The 21674-nt window shown below is 40.2% G+C and carries 33 protein-coding genes and 1 rRNA gene; 32 read left to right on the top strand and 2 right to left on the bottom strand.

The annotated features are described in order from the left end of the window. The first annotated feature begins 3 nt into the window (after window positions 1-3). The 30 genes from rpsC to AC3IS5_RS19910 all read left to right on the top strand — a co-directional run bounded on the left by rpsC (window position 4) and on the right by AC3IS5_RS19910 (window position 17555). Window positions 4-660, top strand: a complete 657-nt coding sequence (rpsC, locus tag AC3IS5_RS20055) for a 30S ribosomal protein S3 (protein WP_038179079.1) — start codon at window positions 4-6, stop codon at window positions 658-660. 1 nt (window position 661) lies between these two features. After that, window positions 662-1096 (top strand): 50S ribosomal protein L16, encoded by a 435-nt coding sequence (gene rplP / locus AC3IS5_RS20050; protein WP_038179080.1) that lies wholly within the window; start codon window positions 662-664, stop codon window positions 1094-1096. Next, the gene (gene rpmC / locus AC3IS5_RS20045; protein WP_038179082.1) at window positions 1086-1286 is read left to right on the top strand and encodes a 50S ribosomal protein L29; all 201 of its coding nucleotides are present in this window, start codon (window positions 1086-1088) and stop codon (window positions 1284-1286) included. The genes rplP and rpmC overlap by 11 nt, the downstream gene beginning before the upstream one ends. 17 nt (window positions 1287-1303) lie before the next feature. After that, entirely contained in the window at window positions 1304-1567 is a 264-nt protein-coding gene (rpsQ, locus tag AC3IS5_RS20040; RefSeq protein ID WP_038179084.1) for a 30S ribosomal protein S17, read from the top strand. A 42-nt stretch (window positions 1568-1609) separates the two neighbouring features. Beyond that, the gene (gene rplN / locus AC3IS5_RS20035; protein ID WP_489425946.1) at window positions 1610-1978 is read left to right on the top strand and encodes a 50S ribosomal protein L14; all 369 of its coding nucleotides are present in this window, start codon (window positions 1610-1612) and stop codon (window positions 1976-1978) included. A gap of 36 nt (window positions 1979-2014) precedes the next feature. After that, window positions 2015-2326 (top strand): 50S ribosomal protein L24, encoded by a 312-nt coding sequence (rplX, locus tag AC3IS5_RS20030; RefSeq protein WP_038179088.1) that lies wholly within the window; start codon window positions 2015-2017, stop codon window positions 2324-2326. Between the two features lie 26 nt (window positions 2327-2352). Then, window positions 2353-2892 carry a 50S ribosomal protein L5 gene (gene rplE / locus AC3IS5_RS20025; RefSeq protein WP_193738011.1) on the top strand — a complete coding sequence of 180 codons (540 nt, stop codon included), beginning with the start codon at window positions 2353-2355 and terminating at the stop codon, window positions 2890-2892. A gap of 21 nt (window positions 2893-2913) precedes the next feature. Then, window positions 2914-3099, top strand: a complete 186-nt coding sequence (gene rpsN, locus AC3IS5_RS20020) for a 30S ribosomal protein S14 (RefSeq protein ID WP_008406949.1) — start codon at window positions 2914-2916, stop codon at window positions 3097-3099. Window positions 3100-3128: 29 nt separating this feature from the next. Continuing rightward, window positions 3129-3527, top strand: a complete 399-nt coding sequence (gene rpsH / locus AC3IS5_RS20015) for a 30S ribosomal protein S8 (protein ID WP_038179093.1) — start codon at window positions 3129-3131, stop codon at window positions 3525-3527. 31 nt (window positions 3528-3558) lie between these two features. Continuing rightward, window positions 3559-4098 carry a 50S ribosomal protein L6 gene (rplF, locus tag AC3IS5_RS20010; RefSeq protein WP_489425945.1) on the top strand — a complete coding sequence of 180 codons (540 nt, stop codon included), beginning with the start codon at window positions 3559-3561 and terminating at the stop codon, window positions 4096-4098. A gap of 33 nt (window positions 4099-4131) precedes the next feature. Further along, complete coding sequence (gene rplR, locus AC3IS5_RS20005; protein ID WP_038179097.1) at window positions 4132-4491, top strand: 50S ribosomal protein L18; 360 nt, start codon at window positions 4132-4134, stop codon at window positions 4489-4491. Window positions 4492-4512: 21 nt separating this feature from the next. Next, window positions 4513-5013 carry a 30S ribosomal protein S5 gene (gene rpsE, locus AC3IS5_RS20000; protein ID WP_038179099.1) on the top strand — a complete coding sequence of 167 codons (501 nt, stop codon included), beginning with the start codon at window positions 4513-4515 and terminating at the stop codon, window positions 5011-5013. A 13-nt stretch (window positions 5014-5026) separates the two neighbouring features. After that, entirely contained in the window at window positions 5027-5209 is a 183-nt protein-coding gene (gene rpmD / locus AC3IS5_RS19995) for a 50S ribosomal protein L30 (protein ID WP_038179101.1), read from the top strand. 34 nt (window positions 5210-5243) lie between these two features. After that, window positions 5244-5684, top strand: a complete 441-nt coding sequence (gene rplO / locus AC3IS5_RS19990) for a 50S ribosomal protein L15 (RefSeq protein WP_489425944.1) — start codon at window positions 5244-5246, stop codon at window positions 5682-5684. Then, window positions 5684-6970 carry a preprotein translocase subunit SecY gene (gene secY, locus AC3IS5_RS19985; protein ID WP_489425943.1) on the top strand — a complete coding sequence of 429 codons (1287 nt, stop codon included), beginning with the start codon at window positions 5684-5686 and terminating at the stop codon, window positions 6968-6970. The genes rplO and secY overlap by 1 nt, the downstream gene beginning before the upstream one ends. Window positions 6971-7036: 66 nt before the next feature. After that, window positions 7037-7690, top strand: a complete 654-nt coding sequence (locus AC3IS5_RS19980) for an adenylate kinase (RefSeq protein ID WP_489425942.1) — start codon at window positions 7037-7039, stop codon at window positions 7688-7690. Window positions 7691-8147: 457 nt separating this feature from the next. Then, on the top strand, window positions 8148-8366 hold the full coding sequence (gene infA, locus AC3IS5_RS19975) for a translation initiation factor IF-1 (protein ID WP_038179110.1): 219 nt from the start codon (window positions 8148-8150) through the stop codon (window positions 8364-8366). Window positions 8367-8403: 37 nt separating this feature from the next. Then, on the top strand, window positions 8404-8517 hold the full coding sequence (gene rpmJ, locus AC3IS5_RS19970; RefSeq protein ID WP_000868344.1) for a 50S ribosomal protein L36: 114 nt from the start codon (window positions 8404-8406) through the stop codon (window positions 8515-8517). Window positions 8518-8540: 23 nt separating this feature from the next. Further along, window positions 8541-8906: a 30S ribosomal protein S13 gene (rpsM, locus tag AC3IS5_RS19965; RefSeq protein WP_038179120.1), complete on the top strand. Its 366-nt coding sequence runs from the start codon at window positions 8541-8543 to the stop codon at window positions 8904-8906. 25 nt (window positions 8907-8931) lie between these two features. After that, window positions 8932-9321 carry a 30S ribosomal protein S11 gene (rpsK, locus tag AC3IS5_RS19960; RefSeq protein ID WP_053418552.1) on the top strand — a complete coding sequence of 130 codons (390 nt, stop codon included), beginning with the start codon at window positions 8932-8934 and terminating at the stop codon, window positions 9319-9321. 140 nt (window positions 9322-9461) lie between these two features. Beyond that, window positions 9462-10406 (top strand): DNA-directed RNA polymerase subunit alpha, encoded by a 945-nt coding sequence (locus AC3IS5_RS19955; RefSeq protein ID WP_038179123.1) that lies wholly within the window; start codon window positions 9462-9464, stop codon window positions 10404-10406. Between the two features lie 54 nt (window positions 10407-10460). Next, window positions 10461-10841: a 50S ribosomal protein L17 gene (gene rplQ, locus AC3IS5_RS19950; RefSeq protein ID WP_038179125.1), complete on the top strand. Its 381-nt coding sequence runs from the start codon at window positions 10461-10463 to the stop codon at window positions 10839-10841. Window positions 10842-11261: 420 nt separating this feature from the next. Further along, window positions 11262-12107, top strand: coding sequence for an energy-coupling factor ABC transporter ATP-binding protein (locus tag AC3IS5_RS19945; RefSeq protein WP_489425941.1), 846 nt, complete (start codon window positions 11262-11264; stop codon window positions 12105-12107). Continuing rightward, window positions 12083-12955 carry an energy-coupling factor ABC transporter ATP-binding protein gene (locus tag AC3IS5_RS19940; RefSeq protein WP_489425940.1) on the top strand — a complete coding sequence of 291 codons (873 nt, stop codon included), beginning with the start codon at window positions 12083-12085 and terminating at the stop codon, window positions 12953-12955. Before AC3IS5_RS19945 ends, AC3IS5_RS19940 begins: the two co-directional genes overlap by 25 nt. Further along, window positions 12952-13749 (top strand): energy-coupling factor transporter transmembrane component T family protein, encoded by a 798-nt coding sequence (locus tag AC3IS5_RS19935; protein ID WP_489425939.1) that lies wholly within the window; start codon window positions 12952-12954, stop codon window positions 13747-13749. Before AC3IS5_RS19940 ends, AC3IS5_RS19935 begins: the two co-directional genes overlap by 4 nt. Window positions 13750-13771: 22 nt before the next feature. Next, complete coding sequence (gene truA / locus AC3IS5_RS19930; RefSeq protein WP_489425938.1) at window positions 13772-14521, top strand: tRNA pseudouridine(38-40) synthase TruA; 750 nt, start codon at window positions 13772-13774, stop codon at window positions 14519-14521. A gap of 172 nt (window positions 14522-14693) precedes the next feature. Then, window positions 14694-15131, top strand: coding sequence for a 50S ribosomal protein L13 (rplM, locus tag AC3IS5_RS19925; protein WP_053418557.1), 438 nt, complete (start codon window positions 14694-14696; stop codon window positions 15129-15131). 21 nt (window positions 15132-15152) lie between these two features. Then, window positions 15153-15545 carry a 30S ribosomal protein S9 gene (rpsI, locus tag AC3IS5_RS19920; protein ID WP_038179136.1) on the top strand — a complete coding sequence of 131 codons (393 nt, stop codon included), beginning with the start codon at window positions 15153-15155 and terminating at the stop codon, window positions 15543-15545. A gap of 158 nt (window positions 15546-15703) precedes the next feature. Next, entirely contained in the window at window positions 15704-16417 is a 714-nt protein-coding gene (locus AC3IS5_RS19915) for an N-acetylmuramoyl-L-alanine amidase (protein WP_390395078.1), read from the top strand. A 79-nt stretch (window positions 16418-16496) separates the two neighbouring features. Beyond that, the gene (locus AC3IS5_RS19910) at window positions 16497-17555 is read left to right on the top strand and encodes an Mrp/NBP35 family ATP-binding protein (protein WP_053418559.1); all 1059 of its coding nucleotides are present in this window, start codon (window positions 16497-16499) and stop codon (window positions 17553-17555) included. A 58-nt stretch (window positions 17556-17613) separates the two neighbouring features. Here AC3IS5_RS19910 and gerD read toward each other — a convergent pair whose 3' ends face one another. Then, window positions 17614-18219 carry a spore germination lipoprotein GerD gene (gene gerD, locus AC3IS5_RS19905; protein WP_489425937.1) on the bottom strand — a complete coding sequence of 202 codons (606 nt, stop codon included), beginning with the start codon at window positions 18217-18219 and terminating at the stop codon, window positions 17614-17616. Between the two features lie 150 nt (window positions 18220-18369). Here gerD and AC3IS5_RS19900 point away from each other — a divergent pair, with 150 nt between their 5' ends. Continuing rightward, complete coding sequence (locus AC3IS5_RS19900) at window positions 18370-19050, top strand: KinB-signaling pathway activation protein (RefSeq protein ID WP_489425936.1); 681 nt, start codon at window positions 18370-18372, stop codon at window positions 19048-19050. A gap of 147 nt (window positions 19051-19197) precedes the next feature. Here the strand turns inward: AC3IS5_RS19900 and AC3IS5_RS19895 are convergent, their stop codons facing one another. Further along, complete coding sequence (locus AC3IS5_RS19895) at window positions 19198-19851, bottom strand: hypothetical protein (protein ID WP_489425935.1); 654 nt, start codon at window positions 19849-19851, stop codon at window positions 19198-19200. A gap of 264 nt (window positions 19852-20115) precedes the next feature. On the opposite strand from AC3IS5_RS19895, the gene AC3IS5_RS19890 reads away from it, so the two are divergent. Beyond that, window positions 20116-21668: ribosomal RNA gene (locus tag AC3IS5_RS19890) — 16S ribosomal RNA — on the top strand. The last annotated feature ends 6 nt before the right edge of the window (window positions 21669-21674 follow it).

Raw genomic sequence — 21674 nt, 5'->3', positions numbered from 1 at the left:
TACGTGGGTCAAAAAGTACATCCAATAGGATTACGTGTTGGTGTCATTCGTGATTGGGAATCTAGATGGTACGCTGAAAAAGAGTACGCTACTTTACTTCATGAAGACATTAAAGTACGTAAATACATTGAAACAAGCTTAAAAGAAGCTTCAGTTTCTAAAGTAGAAATCGAACGCGCTGCAAACCGTGTTAATATTACAATTCACACTGCGAAACCAGGTATGGTAATTGGTAAGGGCGGTACTGAAGTGGAATCACTTCGTAAAAACCTTGGCAAAATCACTGGTAAACGCGTTCACATCAATATTGTTGAAATCAAACGTGCGGATCTTGACGCTAAATTGGTAGCAGAAAACATTGCTCGCCAATTAGAAAACCGTGTATCATTCCGTCGTGCACAAAAACAAACTATTCAACGCACAATGCGTGCAGGCGCTAAAGGGATTAAAACTCAAGTATCTGGTCGTCTAGGCGGCGCTGATATCGCGCGTGCTGAACATTATAGTGAAGGAACTGTTCCGCTTCATACTCTTCGTGCTGACATTGATTATGCTCATGCAGAAGCTGACACTACTTATGGTAAATTAGGTGTTAAAGTATGGATCTACCGCGGTGAAGTCCTTCCAGTGAAGAAGAACTCTGAGGAAGGAGGCAAATAATATGTTATTGCCAAAACGCGTAAAATACCGTCGTGTACACCGCGGAAAAATGCGTGGAGAAGCGAAAGGCGGTAAAGAAATTGCATTCGGCGAATTCGGTTTACAAGCAACTGAAGCTAGCTGGATCACTAACCGTCAAATCGAAGCTGCACGTATCGCGATGACTCGTTACATGAAACGTGGCGGTAAAGTTTGGATTAAAATCTTCCCACATAAACCATATACGAAAAAGCCTCTAGAAGTGCGTATGGGTTCAGGTAAAGGTGCTCCTGAAGGATGGGTAGCAGTAGTTAAACCAGGAAAAATTATGTTCGAAATCGGAGGCGTTTCTGAGGAAATCTCTCGTGAAGCACTTCGTTTAGCATCTCATAAGCTTCCTGTGAAATGTAAGATTGTTAAACGTGAAGAAATTGGTGGTGAATCTAATGAAAGCTAATGAAATCCGTGAACTTACAACAGCAGAAATCGAAACTAAAGTAAAATCACTGAAAGAAGAGCTTTTTAACCTTCGCTTCCAATTGGCGACTGGTCAATTAGAAAACACAGCTCGCATCCGCGAAGTACGCAAAGCAATTGCGCGTATGAAAACTGTGATTCGTGAAAGAGAAATCAGTGCAAATAACTGATAAAGGAGGTTTGCAGCATGACTGAGCGTAATCAACGCAAAGTTTACACTGGCCGCGTAGTTTCAGATAAAATGGATAAAACTATCTCAGTTTTAATTGAAACTCACAAAAAGCATAAGCTTTATGGCAAACGTGTAAAATACTCTAAGAAATTCAAGGCGCATGATGAAAACAACGAAGCAAAAGTTGGAGATATCGTCCGCATTATGGAAACTCGTCCGCTATCAGCTACTAAACGTTTCCGTTTGGTTGAAGTAGTAGAAAAAGCGGTTATTATCTAATTAAATTTCGGAACTAACAACGTCCGAAGGGAGGTAACCTAAGTGATCCAACAAGAAACCCGTTTAAAAGTTGCTGACAACTCAGGTGCGAAAGAAGTATTAACTATCAAAGTACTTGGAGGTTCTGGACGTAAGACTGCGAACATCGGTGATGTAATCGTATGTACTGTCAAGAAAGCAACACCAGGTGGCGTTGTCAAGAAGGGTGAAGTAGTTAAAGCTGTAATCGTTCGTACGAGAAGCGGCGTTCGTCGTAAAGACGGTACTTACATCAAATTCGATGAGAACGCATGTGTAATCATCAAAGATGACAAATCACCACGCGGAACTCGTATTTTCGGTCCTGTAGCACGTGAATTACGTGATAACAGTTTCATGAAAATCGTATCTTTAGCTCCGGAAGTTCTTTAATTTTCATGAAAGTGCCAATCAAGGAGGTGCGACAGAATGCATGTTAAAAAAGGCGACAAGGTAAAGGTTATTTCAGGTAAAGAAAAAGGCAAAACAGGTGTGATTCTTGCTGCTTTCCCTAAAAATGATCGTGTACTAGTTGAAGGTGTAAACATCGTCAAAAAACACGTGAAACCTAACCAAGTTAACCCACAAGGTGGAATTGTCAGCCAAGAGGCAGCAATTCACGTTTCGAACGTAATGCTAATCGATCCAAAATCTGGCGAGCCGACTCGCGTAGGTTATAAAATCGAAGATGGCAAAAAAGTTCGTGTAGCAAAAAAATCAGGTGCAGTAATCGATAAATAAGTAATAGAGAAGGGAGGTACAAACACATGAGCCGCCTAAAAGAAAAATTTGTAAACGAAGTTTCACCTGCTCTTATGAGCAAGTTTGAATATACATCAGTTATGCAAGTTCCTAAAGTTGACAAGATCGTTATTAACATGGGTGTTGGTGACGCAGTTCAAAACTCTAAAGTACTTGACTCAGCTGTTGAAGAATTAGCATTAATCGCAGGTCAAAAACCTGTTGTAACTAAAGCTAAAAAATCTATCGCAGGTTTCCGTCTTCGTGAAGGAATGCCAATCGGTGCGAAAGTTACATTACGCGGTGAGCGTATGTATGAATTCTTGGATAAACTAATCGCTGTTTCTCTTCCACGTGTACGTGACTTCCGTGGTGTTTCTAAAAAAGCATTTGACGGTCGCGGTAACTATACTCTTGGTATTAAAGAGCAATTAATCTTCCCAGAAATCGACTACGATAAAGTTTCTAAAGTACGCGGTATGGATATCGTTATCGTAACTACTGCGAACTCTGATGAAGAAGCTCGCGAGTTACTAACTCAATTCGGTATGCCGTTCCAAAAGTAATAAAACAAGGAGGGCGAAAACGTGGCTAAAAAATCAATGATCGTTAAACAACAACGCACGCAAAAGTTTAAAGTGCAAGAATACACTCGTTGTGAACGCTGTGGGCGTCCACACTCTGTATACCGCAAATTTAAACTTTGCCGTATTTGTTTCCGAGAACTTGCATATAAGGGACAAATTCCTGGCGTGAAAAAAGCCAGCTGGTAATCCCCTAATTTGGGAAGGAGGTAAATGTAATGACAATGACAGATCCGATTGCAGATATGCTTACACGCATTCGTAATGCTAACATGGTCCGTCACGAGAAATTAGAGGTTCCGGCTTCTAATATCAAAAAAGAGATCGCTGAAATTCTTAAGCGTGAAGGTTTTGTACGTGACGTTGAGTATGTAGAAGATGACAAACAAGGTATCATCCGTATCTTCTTAAAATATGGCCAAGAAAACGAACGTGTTATTACAGGATTAAAACGTATTTCTAAACCAGGTTTACGCGTTTATGCGAAAACTAACGAAGTACCTAAAGTGTTGAACGGACTAGGAATCGCTTTAGTTTCAACTTCAAACGGTTTATTAACTGATAAAGAAGCTCGCGCTAAACAAGTTGGCGGAGAAATCTTAGCTTACGTTTGGTAATTAGCAACAAAAGAATGGAGGTGCAACATAAATGTCTCGCGTAGGTAAAAAACCAATCGAGGTACCGGCTACTGTAACTGTAACTGTCGCTGCTGACAACACAGTAACTGTTAAAGGACCAAAAGGTGAACTTGTTCGCTCTTTTAACAAAGATATGAAAATTGAACAAGAAGGTAACGTGATTACAGTATCTCGTCCTTCTGAGTCAAAAGACCACCGTACTAACCATGGTACAACTCGTGCTCTTTTAGCAAACATGATCACTGGTGTTTCTGAAGGATTTGAACGTGCACTTGAATTAGTTGGTGTAGGTTACCGTGCTCAATTACAAGGAACTAAACTTGTATTGAACGTAGGTTACTCACATCCAGTTGAGTTCACACCTGAAGAAGGAGTAACTGTAGAAGTTCCTTCAAACACTAAAGTTATCGTTAAAGGGATTAACAAAGAACGTGTTGGAGCACTTGCTTCTAACATCCGTCAAGTACGTCCACCAGAGCCTTATAAAGGTAAAGGGATTCGTTATGAAGGCGAATTCGTTCGTCGTAAAGAAGGTAAAACAGGTAAATAATGCTGCTTAAAGCATTAGAAAGGAGTGACCTCTGTGATTACGAAACAAGATAAGAATCAAGTTCGTAAAAAACGTCATGCGCGCGTGCGTTCTAAAATTACTGGTACTGCTGAATGTCCACGTTTAAACGTATTCCGTTCAAACAAACACATTTACGCGCAAATTATCGATGATTCTAAAGGCCTAACACTAGTAAGTGCTTCAACTATGGATAAAGAGTTTGAAGGAACTGCTGGTAACTTAGAAGCTGCTACAAAAATCGGTGAAACTATCGCTAAAGGCGCTGCGGAAAAAAACATCAAAGCTGTTGTATTTGACCGTGGTGGTTACTTATATCATGGACGTGTTAAAGCTTTAGCTGAAGCTGCACGTGCAAATGGTTTAGAATTTTAATAAGAAGGAGGTACACATTTCATGAGTCGCATTGACGCAAACAAACTAGAACTTGAAGAACGCGTTGTTACGATCAACCGCGTTGCTAAAGTTGTTAAAGGTGGACGTCGTTTCCGCTTCACTGCACTAGTAGTGGTTGGAGACCGTAATGGCCATGTTGGTTTCGGTACAGGTAAAGCTCAGGAAGTACCTGATGCAATTCGCAAAGCAGTAGAAGATGCGAAGAAAAACTTGATCGAAGTTCCACGTGTTGGTGGTACAACACCACACTTAATCATGGGTCGCTTCGGTGCAGGTAACATCATGATTAAACCTGCTGCTCCGGGTACTGGAGTTATCGCTGGTGGTCCAGTTCGTGCTGTATTAGAGCTTGCTGGTATCACTGATATTCTTTCAAAATCACTTGGTTCAAATACGCCAATTAACATGGTTCGCGCTACTGTTAGAGGTTTATCTGAACTTAAACATGCTGAAGAAGTTGCAAAACTTCGCGGTAAATCAGTAGAAGAACTATTAGGTTAAGGGGGGAAATAATATGTCAACTAAACTACAAATTACCCTTACTAAAAGTTTAATCGGTACTAAACCTGCTCAACGTAAAACAATCGAAGCGCTTGGCTTACGTAAAGTAAATCATACTGTTGAACATCCAGACAATGTGGCTGTTCGCGGTGCGATCACTAAAGTAGCACACTTAGTTACTGTTACAGAGATTTAATTCGAAAAATCAATAACAAGGAGGTGCCACCCATATGAAACTTCATGAGTTAGAACCTGCTTTAGGTTCACGTAAAGAACGTAACCGCGTAGGTCGTGGTATCGGTTCTGGTAACGGTAAAACTTCTGGTAGAGGGCATAAAGGTCAAAATTCTCGTTCTGGCGGCGGCGTTCGTCCAGGATTTGAAGGCGGTCAAAACCCATTGTTCCGTCGTTTACCTAAACGTGGATTTACGAACATTAATCGTAAAGAATACGCTATCGTAAACCTTGACGCTTTAAATCGTTTTGAAGACGGCACAGAAGTAACACCAGCTTTATTAATTGAAACTGGTGTTGTGAGCAACGAGAAAGCTGGAATCAAAGTTCTAGGTAATGGAACTGTTGAGAAAAAGCTTACTGTTAAAGCTCATAAATTCTCAGCTTCTGCTAAAGAAGCAATCGAGAATGCCGGCGGACAAATCGAGGTGATTTAATGTTTCAAACAATCTCTAACTTTATGCGCGTGAGAGATATTAGAAATAAAATCATTTTCACTCTTTTGATGTTGGTCGTATTCCGTCTTGGAACGTTTATACCGGTACCAAACGTCGACGCCAATGTATTAAAAGCCACTGATCAATATAGTTTAGTTGGTTTCTTAAATACATTTGGTGGGGGAGCTTTGTCAAACTTCTCGATTTTTGCTATGGGTATAATGCCTTACATTACGGCTTCAATCATAGTTCAGCTATTGCAAATGGATGTTGTCCAAAAGTTCACCGAGTGGTCAAAACAAGGTGAAGTTGGTCGACGTAAAATCGCTCAATTTACACGTTACTTCGCAATTATCCTTGCATTTATTCAATCAATCGCAATGTCTTACGGTTTTAACCGTATGTACGGCGGTTCATTGATTAAAGATGAGGGTGTTATGACGTACTTAACAATTGCGATTGTGTTAACTGCTGGTACTGCATTTTTACTTTGGTTAGGTGAGCAAATTACTGAAAAAGGTGTAGGAAATGGTATTTCCATTATCATCTTCGCAGGTATCGTAGCTGCATTGCCAAACACTGTGAATCAAATTTATGCTTCACAATTCGAAAATGCGGGAGAGCAATTGTTCATCCGTATTATCGTAATGGCTCTTATTGTATTGGCCGCTCTTGTAATTGTTGTAGGTGTTATTTACGTTCAACAAGCGTTGCGTAAAATTCCTATTCAATATGCAAAACGTGCTGGTGCTCAAAGAGGTGCACAACAATCTCATTTACCATTGAAAGTAAATGCTGCTGGGGTTATCCCAGTTATCTTTGCTGTTGCGTTTATCGTAACGCCTAGAACAATTGCGACTTTCTTTGGAGATAATAAAGCAACTCAGTTCATTGAAAGAACGTTTGATTATTCTCAACCAGTTGGGATGATCATTTATGTAGCGTTAATTGTAGCGTTTGCATATTTCTATGCGTTCGTTCAAGTGAATCCTGAAAAAGTTGCGGATAATTTGAAAAAGCAAGGTGCCTATATTCCGGGCATTCGTCCAGGTAAAAGCACTCAAGATTATCTAACAACTGTTTTATATCGCTTAACGTTTGTAGGTGCGATCTTCTTGTCGCTTGTTGCGATTCTTCCAATCATTTTCATTAATGTTGCGAAGCTTCCAGCATCGGCTCAAATTGGCGGTACTAGTCTACTAATCGTTGTCGGTGTTGCACTGGAAACGATGAAACAATTAGAATCACAACTTGTGAAACGCCACTACAAAGGTTTCATGAAATAATGTTGGTTTTTAGGGACGATTTTCGTTCCTTAAACCTTCACAATAACTTGAGGGGGCTCTCTCCGTATGAATATCGTTTTGATGGGTTTGCCTGGTGCTGGTAAAGGCACTCAAGCAGATAAAATTGTTGAGAAGTACGCAATCCCTCATATTTCTACAGGCGATATGTTCCGTGCAGCTATTAAAGGTAGTACGGAATTAGGTCTTTTAGCGAAATCGTTTATTGATAAAGGTGCTCTTGTACCTGATGAAGTGACGATTGGAATCGTTCGCGAACGCTTAAGCCAACCTGATTGTGATCAAGGCTTCCTACTAGATGGTTTTCCACGTACTATTGAACAAGCTGATGCGTTAGATAATATTTTATCTGATCTTGGTAAGAGAATAGAATATGTAGTAAATATTCAAGTAGAACAAGAAGAGTTGATTAAACGTTTAACAGGTCGTCGTATCTGTAAAGTATGTGGCTCTGCTTATCACTTATTGTTTAATCCTTCTAAAGAGGAAGGCATTTGTGATAAAGACGGAGGAGAACTTTATCAAAGAGCTGACGATAATCCAGAAACGGTTTCTAATCGCCTGGAAGTAAATATCAAACAAACACAACCTTTACTTGATTTTTATCAAGCTAAAAACGTGTTAACAAATATCAACGGACAGCAAGATATCTCAGATGTTTTTGCTGACGTAGATGCTCTATTACAGGGCAGCCGCAACTAATACCCGAATCCCGGGTGCAGATAACTGCCTCCGCGGGGAGTATGCGGTAGCAACGGAAATGTATTTTCGAGAGCTGCAAAAGCATATTGTGCCCGGTCTATGCACTGATGAATTAGATGTATCGGTATACGGGATACCCTTTGTCCTTGATGCAATCCTAGTTCTGAAAGGGTATAATGGGTTTCGTGGAAGCATCTGTGTAAACGGGTATGGAAGGATCTTATCCAAGGCAATTCCGGATGGTCATGTTGACATGAGGGAAACAAGGTTCAAACGGAAAGTCAAATCCATGGGTTGTAAGAAGCGAAACCTGATGAGCGTCTTTCGAACATCTCTCATACAATCCAAACATATGTTGAGACGAGTCGTTTCTTTCATGAAAGAAAAAAACTTGAAGCAAATTCCGTTTGATTTGAAGATGGGAACCTGAATTGCATATAGAAGGGAGACAGGGTCGATGGCGAAAGACGATGTAATTGAAATCGAAGGCACAGTTGTTGAGACTTTGCCAAACGCGATGTTTAAGGTAGAATTAGAAAATGGTCATACAGTTCTTGCTCATGTATCAGGCAAAATTCGTATGCACTTTATTCGCATCTTGCCTGGAGATAAAGTAACTATTGAGTTATCTCCATATGACTTAACTCGCGGTCGTATCACATACCGTTTTAAATAATCTTTTGCACTCCGGACCACTAAGGAGGTTAGGTTAGATGAAAGTGAGACCATCTGTGAAACCGATCTGCGAAAAATGTAAAGTTATTCGCCGACGCGGTAAAGTAATGGTAATCTGTGAAAATCCTAAACACAAACAAAAACAAGGTTAATTTGAAGGAGGTGCACAACGTATATGGCACGTATTGCTGGTGTTGACATTCCTCGCGACAAACGCGTTGTAATTTCATTAACTTACATTTACGGAGTAGGTAACACTACTGCTAAGCAAGTTCTTGCTGGAGCAGGTGTTTCTGAAAGTACTCGAGTTCGCGATCTTACTGAAGACGAACTTAACAAAATCCGTGAACAATTAGACACATACAAACTAGAAGGTGATCTTCGTCGTGAGATCTCTTTAAACATCAAACGTTTGATGGAAATCGGATCTTTCCGTGGTATCCGTCACCGTCGCGGTTTACCTGTTCGCGGTCAAAATACGAAGAACAATGCGCGTACGCGTAAAGGTCCTCGTAAAACTGTAGCGAACAAGAAAAAATAATCGGTAAAGGAGGTTTCTTCTTAACATGGCACGTAAACAACAATCTCGTAAACGTCGTGTGAAAAAGAATATCGAATCTGGTATTGCTCACATCCGTTCTACATTTAATAATACAATTGTAACCATCACTGACATGCAAGGTAACGCTGTTTCTTGGTCAAGTGCAGGTGCTTTAGGATTCCGTGGTTCTCGTAAATCAACTCCTTTTGCTGCACAAATGGCTGCTGAAACTGCTGCTAAAACATCAATCGAGCATGGTTTAAAAACTTTAGAAGTAACTGTTAAGGGTCCTGGTGCAGGTCGTGAAGCTGCTATTCGTGCGCTTCAAGCTGCAGGTTTAGACGTTACAGCAATTAAAGATGTAACTCCAGTTCCACATAACGGTTGTCGCCCACCAAAACGTCGTCGTGTATAATTGATGAATCTCAATCTATTGATTGAGAATCTCATTTCTTGTACAAACTGAATTGTGCAGACACATGATTGATTAGACATTCGATTTTATGTAGGAAATAAAAATCATACATTCGATGTTTTGAAGGAGGGTAAATTTGAATGATCGAAATTGAAAAACCAAAGATTGAAACCGTTGAGATCAGCGATGATGCCAAATACGGCAAGTTTGTTGTAGAACCACTTGAACGTGGATATGGAAACACTTTGGGAAATTCTTTACGTCGTATCCTTCTGTCTTCTTTACCAGGAGCTGCTGTTACTTCAATCCAAATTGACGGCGTACTACACGAATTCTCTACTATTGAGGGCGTTGTAGAAGATGTTGCATCAATTATTTTGAACATTAAAAAGCTAGCTCTAAAAATCTATTCTGATGAAGAAAAAGTCATCGAAATAGATTTCAAAGGTGACGGAGTAGTAACTGCTGCGGATATTACGCATGACAGTGACGTTGAAGTGTTAAACCCAGATCTATATATTGCAACTATTGCTAAAAATGGTCATCTTCGTATGCGTATGTATGCGCAACGTGGACGTGGTTACACTCCTGCTGATCAAAACAAACGCGAGGATCTTCCAATTGGCGTGATCCCGATCGACTCTATTTACACTCCAGTTTCACGCGTCAACTTCCAAGTAGAAAATACTCGTGTTGGACAATCGTCTGATTTCGATAAACTTTCTCTAGATGTATGGACAGATGGTAGCATCGGTCCTAAAGAGGCGATTTCGCTCGGAGCAAAAATATTAACCGAGCACTTAAATATCTTCGTTGGTTTAACAGACGAGGCACAAACTGCTGAAATCATGGTTGAAAAAGAAGAAGACCAAAAAGAAAAAGTCTTAGAGATGACTATCGAAGAGCTTGATCTTTCTGTGCGTTCTTACAACTGTTTAAAACGAGCAGGTATCAACACTGTCCTTGAACTTGCTAACAAGTCTGAGGACGACATGATGAAAGTTCGTAACCTAGGACGTAAATCATTAGAAGAAGTAAAAGCGAAGTTAGAAGAGCTTGGTTTAGGGTTACGCGAAGAAGACTAAGCGAACTTTTATATAAAAGACTGATCAGTTATTGAACAAAGGAGGGAAACATCCATGGGTTACAGAAAACTTGGACGTACAAGTTCTCAACGTAAAGCGATGTTACGCGATTTAGCTACTGATTTAATCATCAACGAGCGCATTGAAACAACAGAAACTCGTGCTAAAGAATTACGTTCGGTTGTTGAGAAAATGATTACTTTAGGCAAACGCGGAGACTTGCATGCTCGTCGTCAAGCAGCTACATTTATTCGTCGTGAATTAGCTACTACAACTGACGCTGAAGGCAATGAATCAACAGTTTACGCTTTGCAAAAATTGTTCGATGATGTAGCACCACGCTACGCTGAACGCCAAGGCGGTTATACACGCATTATGAAAATGGGACCTCGCCGCGGTGACGGTGCGCCTGTAGTTGTGATTGAACTAGTTTAATCATACGATGCGGAGGAGGGTGTTTGGTTCATAGCTATTTGAACTGCACCCTCTTTTTTTAAAAATTAGAATTTTGATTTATACGACAAATTTAAAAGCAGAGTGTTATGATGAGCGGACTTAAGTGCCGTCTCGTTTAGCTCTACGCACCTCATTCACTCTTAAAGTCTGAGCAACTTTAAGAACGGAGATACGAAACAAAGCGCATTTCTCTGAATGGGGTGCGCGCTTTTTTATTTAATTTGGAAGAGCCCTTGCTCATGTCCACTAAATATTAGTAATGAAGAGAATCGACTTTCGCCGTTATAAGCAAAAGTCGTATTTTTCTAATGTAGAATCTTTTCAGCTAGTATTCATACATAAAACAGTGTAAGTTAGAGAGAACAGCAGAGCGAAGTTGAGCGAGAGGAGTTTGAGCATATGGATGAAATCTTATCACTGGATCACATAACATTTTCATATTCTCCGGATGAACCGGATATTAAGAACGCGGTTGAAGACGTGTCATTTTCTGTACATGAAGGCGAATGGATTGCGATTGTTGGCCATAACGGATCTGGCAAATCTACAATCGCGCGCCTTATGAACGGCTTATTGTTCCCACAAGAAGGAACAATTAAGGTTTTGAATCAGTCATTAACGGAAGAAAATCTTTGGGATATAAGATCTCAAATGGGTATGGTATTCCAAAATCCTGATAATCAGTTTGTTGGAGCGACTGTACAGGATGATGTTGCGTTCGCACTTGAAAACAACGGTATACCATATGAAGAAATGGTTAAACGTGTACATGAAGCACTGAGACAGGTAAAGATGGATCAGTTTTTAAACCATGAGCCACAGCATCTATCAGGTGGTCAAAAGCAACGTGTGGCCATTGCAGGTGCACTTGCACTAAAACCGAGATTACTGATTTTGGATGAAGCGACATCAATGCTTGATCCTCAAGGTCGTGCTGAAGTACTTGCTACTGTACAAGCATTACGTGAAGAGACAGGTTTAACGGTCCTATCAATTACGCATGATTTAGAAGAAGCTATTTTAGCTGATCGTATGTTATTTATGAATGGTGGCAAGAAATTTGCTGAAGGAACACCATCTGAAATTTTCGCTTTAGGCGACCAATTAGTAGAGCTTGGATTAGATCTACCATTTGCTATGAAGCTAACAAAGCTTTTAAAACAAAATGGTGTTAAGCTTCTAGGTGAGCACATGACAGAAGAAGAGCTGGTGAATGACTTATGGACATCCAACTTCAAAAAGTAAGTTATGCTTATGCACAAGGAACGCCTTTTGAAAAGAGAGCGTTATTTGATGTTGAATTGGCTATTCCTTCAGGTAGCTATCAAGCAATTATTGGTCATACGGGTTCAGGGAAGTCTACTATATTACAGCATCTAAATGCCCTTTTAAAACCTACTGGAGGTACTATACAAATAGGGGACAAGACTATTACAGCTGGTAAAAAGGCGAAGGATTTAAAACCGGTTCGTCAAAAAGTAGGGATTGTATTTCAATTTCCCGAACACCAGTTATTTGAAGAAACGGTTTTAAAAGATATTATTTTTGGTCCCATGAACTTTGGTATCTCTGAAGACGAAGCGACAAAACGTGCGCAGCACTTAATAGAGCTCGTAGGTTTACCTCTTACGGTACTTGATAAATCACCATTTGATTTATCGGGTGGTCAAATGCGACGAGTTGCTATTGCAGGGGTACTCGCTATGGAACCAGAAGTAATTGTCCTTGATGAGCCAACAGCAGGACTTGATCCTCGAGGCCGTAAAGAAATTATGGATTTATTCCTACAGCTTCACAAGGAAAGAAATTTAACGACAATCCTTGTGACACATAGTATGGAAGATGCGGCACGTTATGCAGACCGAATTGCAATTATGCATGAAGGTAAATGTGTACTAACAGGAAATCCAGAAGAAATCTTTGGTAATGCTGAGCAATTGGCGAAGTATCGATTAGAGCCCCCACGTATTGTACGTTTCCAGAGAGAATTTGAAGAGAAGGTCGGTCGCAAGTTACCAACGCTTTGTCTAACGGAAGAAGAGCTCGCGTCAGCAATTGCGGAAGCTGTTCGAGAGGAGCGTGCGGGTCAATGATGGAGAAAATGATTTTTGGCCGCTTTATGCCAGGGGATTCCTTCGTGCATAAATTAGATCCTCGCTCGAAACTATTATTTGTATTCGCATTTATCATTATCGTATTTTTAGCGAACAATCCTGTGACGTATGCAGCGCTGTTTGTGTTTACATTACTTGTTATTTTTGTTTCGCGTATTAAATTATACTTTTTAATAAATGGCTTGAAGCCGGTTATTATATTAATGGCATTTACATTCTTACTTCATATTTTCTTTACGAAGGAAGGTGAACTGCTTTATCATTGGAAGTTCATCAGTATATATGAAGAGGGTTTGAAGCAAGGTATTTTCATTTCTATTAGATTTTTAGTATTAGTATTTATGACATCCATTTTGACGCTAACAACTTCACCGATTTCAATTACAGATGGATTAGAAGTTCTGTTGAATCCATTCAAAAAATTAAAATTACCTGTTCATGAGTTAGCACTAATGATGTCAATATCACTTCGCTTCATCCCTACACTAATGGATGAGACGGATAAGATTATGAAGGCACAAATGGCGCGGGGGTCGGATCTTAGTACAGGACCAATAAAAGAACGTGTTAAAGCCGTTGTACCATTGCTAGTACCACTCTTCGTTAGCGCATTTAAGCGTGCAGAGGATTTGGCAACAGCAATGGAAGTGCGTGGTTATCGTGGCGGAGAAGGACGTACACGCTACCGCCAGCTGAAGTGGGATAGTAAGGATACATTAGCGATCCTGTTACTTTTAGCCATGACAGCATTATTAATAACCCTTCGTAGTTAATGAATGAGGAGATTGCATAACGATGAAAAGAAGAATGAAAGCTACAATCACATATGATGGAACGAATTTCTCAGGTTACCAAGTGCAACCTGAGAAGCGTACAGTGCAAGAAGAGCTTCAGAAAGTACTTACCGTCATGCATAAAAATGAGATTGTCCAGGTGACAGCAAGTGGGAGAACAGATGCTAAGGTGCATGCAACCGGCCAAGTAATCCATTTTGATACGACACTGTCCATTCCTCTTGATCGTTATGCACAAGCATTAAACGTCCAATTACCGAGAGACATCCGAATTGTTCAAATAGAAGAGGTGTCTGATGACTTTCACGCGAGGTTTAGCGTCCATGGAAAGCGATATCGCTATATCTGGTCGTGTGAAGCCGTACAGAGCCCTTTTAGACGTTTTTATGCGACACCTACCAATGGTGTGAAGCCAAATGTTATGGCTATGCAAGAAGCAGCACAGTATATTCTAGGGACACATGATTTTTCATGCTTTTGTGCAGCCAATACAAGTGTGAAAGATAAAGTGCGTACTGTTGCAAAGTTAGACTTTGAATGGCATGGTGAAGAATTGCATATGACAATTGAAGGAAACGGCTTTTTGTATAATATGGTGCGAATTATTGCAGGTACTTTATGGGAAGTCGGAATTGGTAAACGCCAAGCTGATGAACTAGCCTCAATTATTGCTTCAATGAATCGAGGAAATGCCGGTAAAACCGCGCCACCACACGGATTGTACTTAGAATCTGTGTTCTATAACGACTGAAGCAACATCTCCAGGTGTTTTTGGTTAAGCACTTGACAAAAGTTGTTATTCGTTATATTATGACATATGGTATTTTCATTACCCCACTCGATAAGCCCCGAATCTTATAGTGTTGTGGATAAAGAAAACAATTGGAACAGAAAATAGAAACAATTAGTAGGAGGATACTAACATGCGTACAACATTCATGGCTAAAGGTCACGAAGTAGAGCGTAAATGGTTAGTAGTTGATGCAGAAGGCAAAACTCTTGGTCGTTTAGCTTCTGAAGTAGCTGCTATCTTACGCGGTAAACATAAAGCAATTTTCACACCAAACGTTGACACTGGGGATCACGTAATCCTTATCAACGCTGGTAAAATCGAATTAACAGGTAACAAATTACAAGATAAAATTTATTACCGTCACACTCAATTTGCAGGTGGTTTAAAAACTCGTACTGCAGGTGAAATGAAAGAAAAATATCCAAAACAAATGCTAGAATTAGCTATCAAAGGGATGCTTCCTAAAAACTCTTTAGGTCGTCAAATGTTCACTAAACTTCACGTATACGCTGGAGCAGAACACCCACACGCAGCACAAAAACCAGAAGCATATGAGCTTCGCGGATAATCATTAGAGGAGGAAATACCCTTGGCACAAGTTCAATATATCGGCACAGGTCGTCGTAAAAGTTCTGTAGCTCGCGTACGTTTAGTACCAGGCGAAGGAAATATCGTTATTAACAATCGCGACGTTGAAAACTACGTCCCATTCGCAGCTTTACGCGAAATTATTAAACAACCATTAGTAGCAACTGAAACAGTTGGAAGCTACGACATTCACGTTAACGTGAATGGTGGTGGATACACAGGTCAAGCTGGCGCAATCCGTCACGGTATTGCACGTGCATTACTAACAGTTGATCCTGATTTCCGTCCAGCACTTAAATCAGCAGGTCTACTTACTCGTGACCCACGTATGAAAGAACGTAAGAAGCCAGGTCTTCGCGGCGCTCGTCGTGCACCTCAATTCTCAAAACGTTAATCATTCGTTTATGCGAATTCAAACCGTCCCATTTTTATGGGGCGGTTTTTTTGTTCTAAAATACTAGGTATTATATAAATGATTTTATATTAGCTTATCATTACGACATATCGTCCAAGCATAGGGCATATATTAATGCAAAAGGGCGGTGTCGTTATTTGAAGCGGTGGCTTATTTTAGGGACAATTTTACTTTGCTGTATACTATTTGTTGTATATGGAGTAAAAGCATCAGATCGTGGATTTTTCATTGCAGAAACACTAGGCGGAGTGAAAATAGTAGTAGATGCTGGACATGGTGGGATAGATGGCGGTGCGTCTAAAGGGGATATTATTGAAAGAGATATCACTCTTGCCATTGCACAAAAGGTAGAGAAGAGGCTGAAGAAAAAAGGTGCGACTGTATTTATGACACGTACTAAAAGTGGTGATGTTATTGCTGAACATGCCTCTGATCAAACTTACAATACATTACGAGAACGTAAAAAAGAAGATATTTTCTTGAGAGAACGACTTGTAGCTAAACAAAAACCAGATCTCTTTATAACTATTCATGCCAACGCAATTCCAGAAACAAAGTGGAGAGGTGCTCAGGTATTCTACCATGCAAATGGACATCCTGGCGGTGAGTTTTTGGCAAAAGAAATTCAGTCTTCTATACGAGAGAATTTGAAGAATACTAAAAGAGAAGCACTGTCTATAAAGCAAGTGTATTTATTGAAAAAAGCTACGATGCCTTCTGCACTAATAGAGACAGGCTTTATCAGTAATCCAGAAGAACAGAAATTACTTACTTCACCGAAATACCAAGATCAAATGGCAGATGCAATTGTCCAGGGGATTGAGCAATATTTTGAGATTAATATTGAATAATGCAACTCGTAAACCTAATTCATACCCTTTATGATATACTAAAATTCGAAAAAAGATATTTACTAGAGGAGTGTCTATTGTGATTAATGAGCAACAAGTCCGTGAATTAGTCGGAGAACTAAAAGATCCTTTTTTACATAAAACATTAGCAGAAACAAACGGTATTACGAATGTCTCAATAAAAGAAGAAAAAAACCATGTAAGTGTGAAAGTGGCAATTGCTAAAACTGGCACTCCAGAGCAAATGCAATTACAAATGCAAGTTGTAGATGCACTTAAAAACGCTGGAGTGGAAACGGTAGGTATTCGTTTTGAAGAGCTTCCGCAAGAGACTTTAGAGCAATTCCGTGGTACAGCTACAAGAGCAGAAGCACAAGATGTATTATCTCCACTTAATAATGTAAAATTCATTTCAATTGCTTCAGGTAAAGGCGGTGTAGGTAAATCAACAGTATCAGTTAACCTTGCTGTAGCGCTTGCGCGTCTTGGTAAAAAAGTTGGCCTAATTGATGCTGATATCTATGGCTTCAGTGTGCCTGATATGATGGGTGTACAAACAATGCCAGTGGTAGAAGAAAATCGTATTATTCCGGTTGATCGTTTAGGTGTGAAAATGATTTCTATGGGCTTCTTTGTTGAAGATAACGCTCCGGTAGTATGGCGTGGACCAATGCTTGGAAAAGTGTTGGACCAATTCTTCCGTGATGTAGAATGGGGCGAGCTTGACTACTTACTTTTGGACTTACCTCCAGGTACAGGAGATATTGCACTCGATATTCACCAAATGCTACCTGAATCAAATGAAATCGTTGTGACAACACCTCATCCAACTGCTGCATTCGTAGCAGCTCGTGCAGGAGCAATGGCGATTAAAACAAATCATAACATCCTTGGTGTTATTGAGAATATGTCTTGGTTCCAATCGAAAGTGTCAGGCGAACGTGAATTTGTCTTCGGTGAAGGCGGCGGCCCGAAATTGGCTGAAGAGCTTCGTACAGAATTACTTGGTCAGATTCCATTAGGTCAACCTGACTGGAATGACGTTGATTTCGCACCATCTGTTTATGCGAAAAATCACTCTACAGGCCAAATTTATCTTGATATCGCACGTAACGTAATTGGAAAGTTAGAAAAATAATCAAAAAAGAAGCGGGCACCTTTTAAAGGCACCCGCTTCTTCTTTTGTATGCCGAATATTATCCCTCTTGTTTCTTTTTATCTCCACTGGATTCATTGCCACTTTTACCGCCCTTAGATTTCTCTCCACCACCAGCTGATTCACCAGCAGATTGAATAAGTTTTAGCCATTTTTCTTGTAGAAGTGGGCTTTCAATTGTTTCTGCAATAATTTTTTCCAAATTTTCTTTTGAATTGGCTGATTTCAAAATCTTCTCAAGCTGTTTTTGCATATCGGGCTGACCAAAAAATTGTTCAAGATCTTTTTGGAATGAAGCGTCTTTAATTAAGTCCTTCATAACGCCTTCTTGTTCCTTCTTCATACTTTTAGCAAATGTTTCACGGAATTTTGGATCTTCAAACTGTTTCTTCCAATATTCTTCAGCTTTTTTCGATAGCAATGTTTCCTCAATTGCTTTTTTTACCTCTTCATTTTCCAATATAACTAAATCCCGAAAGCTGTTATCTTCTAGAAGCTGTCGTATTGCTTTTTTGCCATCTTCAGATTGCAGTGCATCGAGCATTATCTTCTTTACTTCATCATAAGACTGAGTACTTTGTGTGCTTGCAGAACAACCTGCCAAGAAAACGATGAAGCAAAATGAAAAGACGATCCTTTTGGCCATTCTAATCCCTCACTTTCTTCATATTGCTTTCAATTATTGTTCACAATTAACGAAGTAATATGTATTGATTTGCAGGAGAAATAGATTTTTTGCGGATTCGTTGTTAGAATGAAACAAGAAATTGTTTTTATAAACGGAGGACTTTTAGTCGTGACGATACGAAATTGGTTTAAATTTTTCTTAAATGCAATGTTGATCGGTGGTTCCATTACAGGAGTTTTTAGTTTATTCATTAGATGGAACGATTTTTATGCTGTGCATTTTTCAAATGGAGAATGGGCAGAGTTCTTTTCAGGAATTATTTGGTTTATTATTTTAGGTTTTACAATGAGTGTTATTGCACAAATGGGATTCTTTGCATATTTAACTGTACATCAAATTGGAGTAAACATTTTCCGTTCTTTAACATTATGGAATTGGGTACAAATGCTAATTATAGTTGTTACTTTAGTTGATTTAGTATTGTTCCGCTTCAAACCATATGCTCATACTGCTCAAGATTGGTTATTGTATATAGTTTTATTGCTTGTCTTATTGGCAGGATCAATTGCAACAGCTATTCAAAAGACAAGGCTAACAAAGAAACATGTTCTCGTTCCAGCCTTATTTTTCATGATTGTTGTAACCACTCTAGAATGGTTAATCGCGTTATGGGTACGTACTGACGGTGGAGATGAATACGTAACGTTATTACTATTCCCTCTTTTAGCGGTTAATGCTTTCCAATTACTAATTCTGCCGAAGTATAATGCAAAATCAGATGAAGATCGATTAAAATTGGAAGAACGTCGTAAAGCACGCCGATTAGCCGAAGCATCTAAAGTAAAGTAATAAGTAAAGTGATGTCCTTATATAGATGGACATCACTTTTTTTGTAGAAAAACATTAATATTCAACTCATAATCATGAGACGCATATAACATACTTTATATTAGTGGATAATAGAAAGTGTTATCTCTCTTCGGAGTAAAAACTCGCTTAAGGGAACTTCTTATCCTTTATTTCGTAGCCAAAGATCGTCTTTTCTAAAGTAGAGAATTCATATTTAGCGCGCAATTCATCAATTTTTTTAAAACTTATACGTTCCTTTTGATGCATAGGAGCAGTAATAATATCTCCTTTTACAAGTATAGGTAGTTTATCGTTCGTCCATACTTTAGAAGATCCGAGCATATTAATTTGTTCTTGCCATAAATGTTGACGCATATCACTAGGGAATAGTTGGTCCTTTGTTCTAAACCATAATGGCTTTACGCCAAAATGCTTTTCATAAATAGCGATTTCTTCCTCCAAGGCCAGTAGGTTATTTTCATAATATGTGCTCTCTTTTCCTAATAATCCAGTAGGAATCCTTTTCTCTTTAATTAATTGTAAAATCGCAGGGGAACGATTAATCCAATCCTTATCTAATAGTAATAGAGGATAAGGGGGAGACAAAGCCTTTACCCATTGCTCCAGTTCCTGATCCCCGAATGAAACATCAATTGTTAACGTTTGACCATAAGTACCTTTTGCGATAACCTCTGGACTATCTGTTACATTAAAAACTTCTAAAAGTTTCTCTTTCGTAGGTATAAATAATAAAAAAACAACCAAAATAAAACTACTAAAAATGATAGTTTTCCGCATCATATCAACGCTCCCGCTCATTTTTTATTAACACTAAAAAAATCCCCTATTACTTTTTTATGATAATGTGTTGACAATAATGCAAAAAGGATGATAAGATATGTAAGTCGTCAAAACAAAACGACATAATGAACCTTGAAAACTGAACATGCAAGACGTTAATCAATAAATGTTTTTGAACATCAACTCTGTTGGTGGATCAAAACAAAAAAATAGATATCATCTTCGGATGATACGCTAGCAAAGCTAATGAGCTTTCAAACTACTTTTATGGAGAGTTTGATCCTGGCTCAGGACGAACGCTGGCGGCGTGCCTAATACATGCAAGTCGAGCGAATGATGAAGAAGCTTGCTTCTTCTGATTTAGCGGCGGACGGGTGAGTAACACGTGGGCAACCTACCTAGTAGATTGGGATAACTCCGGGAAACCGGGGCTAATACCGAATAATCCATTTTGTCACATGGCAAAATGCTGAAAGGCGGTTTCGGCTGTCACTACTAGATGGGCCCGCGGTGCATTAGCTAGTTGGTGGGGTAACGGCCTACCAAGGCAACGATGCATAGCCGACCTGAGAGGGTGATCGGCCACATTGGGACTGAGACACGGCCCAAACTCCTACGGGAGGCAGCAGTAGGGAATCTTCCACAATGGACGAAAGTCTGATGGAGCAACGCCGCGTGAGTGATGAAGGTTTTCGGATCGTAAAACTCTGTTGTAAGGGAAGAACAAGTACGTTAGTAACTGAACGTACCTTGACGGTACCTTATTAGAAAGCCACGGCTAACTACGTGCCAGCAGCCGCGGTAATACGTAGGTGGCAAGCGTTGTCCGGATTTATTGGGCGTAAAGCGCGCGCAGGTGGTTTCTTAAGTCTGATGTGAAAGCCCACGGCTCAACCGTGGAGGGTCATTGGAAACTGGGAGACTTGAGTGCAGAAGAGGAAAGTGGAATTCCAAGTGTAGCGGTGAAATGCGTAGAGATTTGGAGGAACACCAGTGGCGAAGGCGACTTTCTGGTCTGTAACTGACACTGAGGCGCGAAAGCGTGGGGAGCAAACAGGATTAGATACCCTGGTAGTCCACGCCGTAAACGATGAGTGCTAAGTGTTAGGGGGTTTCCGCCCCTTAGTGCTGCAGCTAACGCATTAAGCACTCCGCCTGGGGAGTACGGCCGCAAGGTTGAAACTCAAAGGAATTGACGGGGGCCCGCACAAGCGGTGGAGCATGTGGTTTAATTCGAAGCAACGCGAAGAACCTTACCAGGTCTTGACATCCCAATGACCGCTCTAGAGATAGAGTTTTCCCTTCGGGGACATTGGTGACAGGTGGTGCATGGTTGTCGTCAGCTCGTGTCGTGAGATGTTGGGTTAAGTCCCGCAACGAGCGCAACCCTTGATCTTAGTTGCCATCATTAAGTTGGGCACTCTAAGGTGACTGCCGGTGACAAACCGGAGGAAGGTGGGGATGACGTCAAATCATCATGCCCCTTATGACCTGGGCTACACACGTGCTACAATGGACGATACAAAGAGTCGCTAACTCGCGAGGGTATGCTAATCTCATAAAATCGTTCTCAGTTCGGATTGTAGGCTGCAACTCGCCTACATGAAGCCGGAATCGCTAGTAATCGTGGATCAGCATGCCACGGTGAATACGTTCCCGGGCCTTGTACACACCGCCCGTCACACCACGAGAGTTTGTAACACCCGAAGTCGGTGAGGTAACCTTTATGGAGCCAGCCGCCGAAGGTGGGATAGATGATTGGGGTGAAGTCGTAACAAGGTAGCCGTATCGGAAGGTGCGGCTGGATCACCTCCTTTCTAAGG

This window comes from Viridibacillus sp. KH_047 (assembly GCF_057838945.1).
The sequence above is the reverse complement of the archived record's forward strand: the minus strand, read 5'-3'. Positions and strand labels throughout refer to the sequence as shown.